The sequence below is a fragment of the Candidatus Symbiopectobacterium sp. genome, assembly GCF_020054415.1.
Taxonomy (GTDB): Bacteria; Pseudomonadota; Gammaproteobacteria; order Enterobacterales; family Enterobacteriaceae; genus Symbiopectobacterium.
Genome location: NZ_JAHWCO010000330.1, coordinates 1 through 2,828 on the forward strand (window position 1 = coordinate 1; position 2,828 = coordinate 2,828).

Below are 2,828 nucleotides of genomic sequence, written 5' to 3' on the forward strand. Positions count from 1 at the left end.
CTCCGATGATTACCCAAAAGTTCTATTTATTCAACAAAGCCTGAAAATGCTTGTCATCTCAGGTGTACACTTTTCTCATGAGGCCTAACTGCATGATTTTACGTTGCGAGGATCCGTCGTTTCGCTGGGCTGCCAGCATAAAATCTATTTATTCAACAAAGCCTAATAAAAGATGAAAACAAAAAATAATTAAGAACCGTTATTAACTCACCGCTCAATATATTAACCGTGGCAACATTAAATTAACAATTTAAACAATGTGGTTATGATTAAATCATATACGCTTGATAGTGCGTTAAATTAAATCTGCGCGAGCAAGTCAAAAATTGGTTTGCTAATTGATGCTATTGTTAAGTCTATTTCTACATTTATTTAACAAGTAATCGTATGGCGAAAACCTAGTAAACCAGAAATTAACATTGGGCGTGCTATTTGCGTCAGATCAAAATCTTAAGCTGGCTATCGATGGGGAAATGCGCTTAAATTGCGCCACATCAATTTTCACCAAAGGTGCGCCGAAAGGGGAAAGTTGATTTGAAAACAAAAACACAATCTGTGTCACGTAAAAACCTATTTATTGTAGGGGATTACAGACGTAATATAGCAGCTGCCCTGTTTGTGGTATTTTTTTAGCTATTTTTAACGTGTTTTTTTGGCGTGTTATTGGTTTAACGGTGAACTCTCGCTGTTTATAAAATCCGGTTCTGAAGCAATTTTCTGTTGTGTTCTTTTTGGGGGTCGTGTATTCAATATGTTGATTGCAGTGTGAAATGTCCGGTTTTGGATGTGGAATACAGTGGCTAAAGTTGATGTAAGATGCCCGTTTTGTGAACAGACATTTCCTGTGAAAAAACACGGTTATGGCAAAAGTTGCCATCAGCGTTACCGTCGTCAGTCATGCAAACACGGATGGCTACAGGGCTTACAACGACGAACTTTCAAAAGTAAAACACATTGTTAGCAAGCTGTATACACAGCGTATTGAGTGTGCACATCTGACACTGCGTAACCGATTGCAACGGCTCAATCGCAAGACGCTCGGATATTCAAAATCATCCGAAATGCACGATAGGTTCATCGGTACTTACATCGAACGCGAGTACTACGTTTGATGCTACATCAAATCATTGAATACACGATCCACCCAAGGTGATGCGCGATTTCCGGCTATTTACCGTGCTGGATGATGACCATAACAATTATCTGGAAATTGCCGCGATCCACGATGAGTAAGGCTACCGGATGATCCGTCAGGAGCTGTCCGCGCAGTATAACCTCAGCAATCAGGAACCCAATATTCAGGTCTGGAATGTGGATCTGCGCGGTAACCGCTCGCTGACGCTGCGCTATGTTCCTCATCACCGCGCACCGCTCGACAAGAGCAGCCACGATGTGATGAAGCCTGTACACCGACTGTGGGGATTTGATGTTTATCTGGAGCAACAGAATGCAGATGGCAGCGTAGAGTTGGTTGAACGCTGTCCGCCGCGTAATCCAGGTTTCAACTGAAGCCCAGTGTCACGTGTCGCGCTCACACAGTGCGCGACACGTGGCGACGTTAATTAGCGACGAACCTCAGCAATATCGCGCGGGATCTGGTTTTGCATGCTGTGCCAGATAGCACCGCTTTCTTTTCCGTAGGTACGCACGGCATCCATCACGCGCTCGTGTTGCCCTTCTTTCGCTATGGTTTCCAGAAGAGCATAAAAATCAATAGCCAGCTTACGCGCTTCCGGGTTCGAGAAGTAGTAACGCCCAACCCGCATATACAGCCCTTTCAGCCCGTTAAGGATTAATCCATAAATCGGGTTGCCAGAAACAAATGCCAATCCGCGGAAAATAGCATAATCCAGTTGCGTAAAGGCATCGGCGTTGTCTTCGACACTAGCACACTGTATTAATACCTCTTGACTCTTATCAGGGTGTTGACGCAGGGCGGTACGAATAAAGATCGCAGCAATGTTGGTGCGCACGGCCAGCAGATTATCAATCAGTTGCGGCACGCTGTCATGATCGAGTCTTGCCAGCGTTTCCAGAATATTCAGCCCTGATGTTTCCCAAAAATTATTAATTTTCGTTGGCTTACCGTGCTGAATCGTCAGCCAGCCATCACGCGCCAGGCGCTGTAACACCTCGCGTAACGTGGTTCGGGTTACCCCGATCAGTTCCGATAATTCACGTTCCGCAGGTAAGATAGAACCGGGAGGAAAACGATTATTCCAAATACTTTTGATAATATATTCTTCCGCGAATCCAGCAGGACTTTGCGCCTTGATAACCATGTGTGTGATGTTCCATTGCGATATAAAAGCGGACTCATCATACCAGAGCAGTCCGCTATCACATAGCGTGGCAGGGAGACAAAAACAGAATTCCGACAGAAACTGTGACACTTCACAAGCTGATTTATTTAAAAGTCACCGCATTGGGCTTAGTATTGACCACATCGTTTACCGTCAGTGAACGGTAAATCAGATTTCACACCGTTAGACAATAAGGGAACCGCAAAGAAAATGACGGACATGTCGATAAGACGCGCACTGCAAAATAATTTTCTGGGGCAATGCCCCGGTTGGTATAAATTAACCCTGCTGGGTTTCCTAGTCGTGTAGGCTTTTTTGAATAAATCAGAACTTGTAACGACTGCGACAATACGGGTCGATTGTTACTTGATTAGAATACTGTTCTGCATTCCTAATAGCGTGATCCGGTTAAGCGCTTTGACCATGGCCATGGCTTCACCCACCTGAGCATCGTAGTCTCTCAGACTTAGATGACCACCCAGAAGCCTTTTGAACCGGAACATGGCCGTTTCAGCCACTGAGCGC

The 2,828-nt window shown here is 44.8% G+C and carries 2 protein-coding genes and 3 pseudogenes; 2 read left to right on the plus strand and 3 right to left on the minus strand.

Translation table 11 applies throughout. The features are described from left to right. Positions 1 to 574 precede the first annotated feature (574 nt). Positions 575 to 877 carry a hypothetical protein gene (locus QZ506_RS09655; RefSeq protein ID WP_291970676.1) on the minus strand — a complete coding sequence of 101 codons (303 nt, stop codon included), beginning with the start codon at positions 875 to 877 and terminating at the stop codon, positions 575 to 577. Between QZ506_RS09655 and QZ506_RS09660 the strand changes: the two are divergent. Continuing rightward, positions 797 to 1,112, plus strand: a pseudogene (locus QZ506_RS09660) (IS1 family transposase). The gene QZ506_RS09655 and the pseudogene QZ506_RS09660 sit on opposite strands and share 81 nt — an antisense overlap. A 31-nt stretch (positions 1,113 to 1,143) precedes the next feature. Beyond that, a pseudogene (locus QZ506_RS09665) lies at positions 1,144 to 1,509 on the plus strand (SpoVR family protein); the annotation flags it as partial. Positions 1,510 to 1,562: 53 nt separating this feature from the next. Here QZ506_RS09665 and fadR read toward each other — a convergent pair. Both fadR and QZ506_RS09680 read right to left on the minus strand, forming a co-directional pair. Further along, positions 1,563 to 2,282, minus strand: a complete 720-nt coding sequence (gene fadR / locus QZ506_RS09670; RefSeq protein WP_291970678.1) for a fatty acid metabolism transcriptional regulator FadR — start codon at positions 2,280 to 2,282, stop codon at positions 1,563 to 1,565. Positions 2,283 to 2,665: 383 nt separating this feature from the next. Further along, positions 2,666 to 2,828, minus strand: a pseudogene (locus QZ506_RS09680) (IS5/IS1182 family transposase); the annotation flags it as partial.

Excerpts from the sequence above, each read along its gene's own strand:
- QZ506_RS09655 (WP_291970676.1), bottom strand. The coding sequence starts at position 877 with ATGGCAACTTTTGCCATAACCGTGTTTTTTCACAGGAAATGTCTGTTC.
- fadR (WP_291970678.1), bottom strand. The coding sequence starts at position 2,282 with ATGGTTATCAAGGCGCAAAGTCCTGCTGGATTCGCGGAAGAATATATT.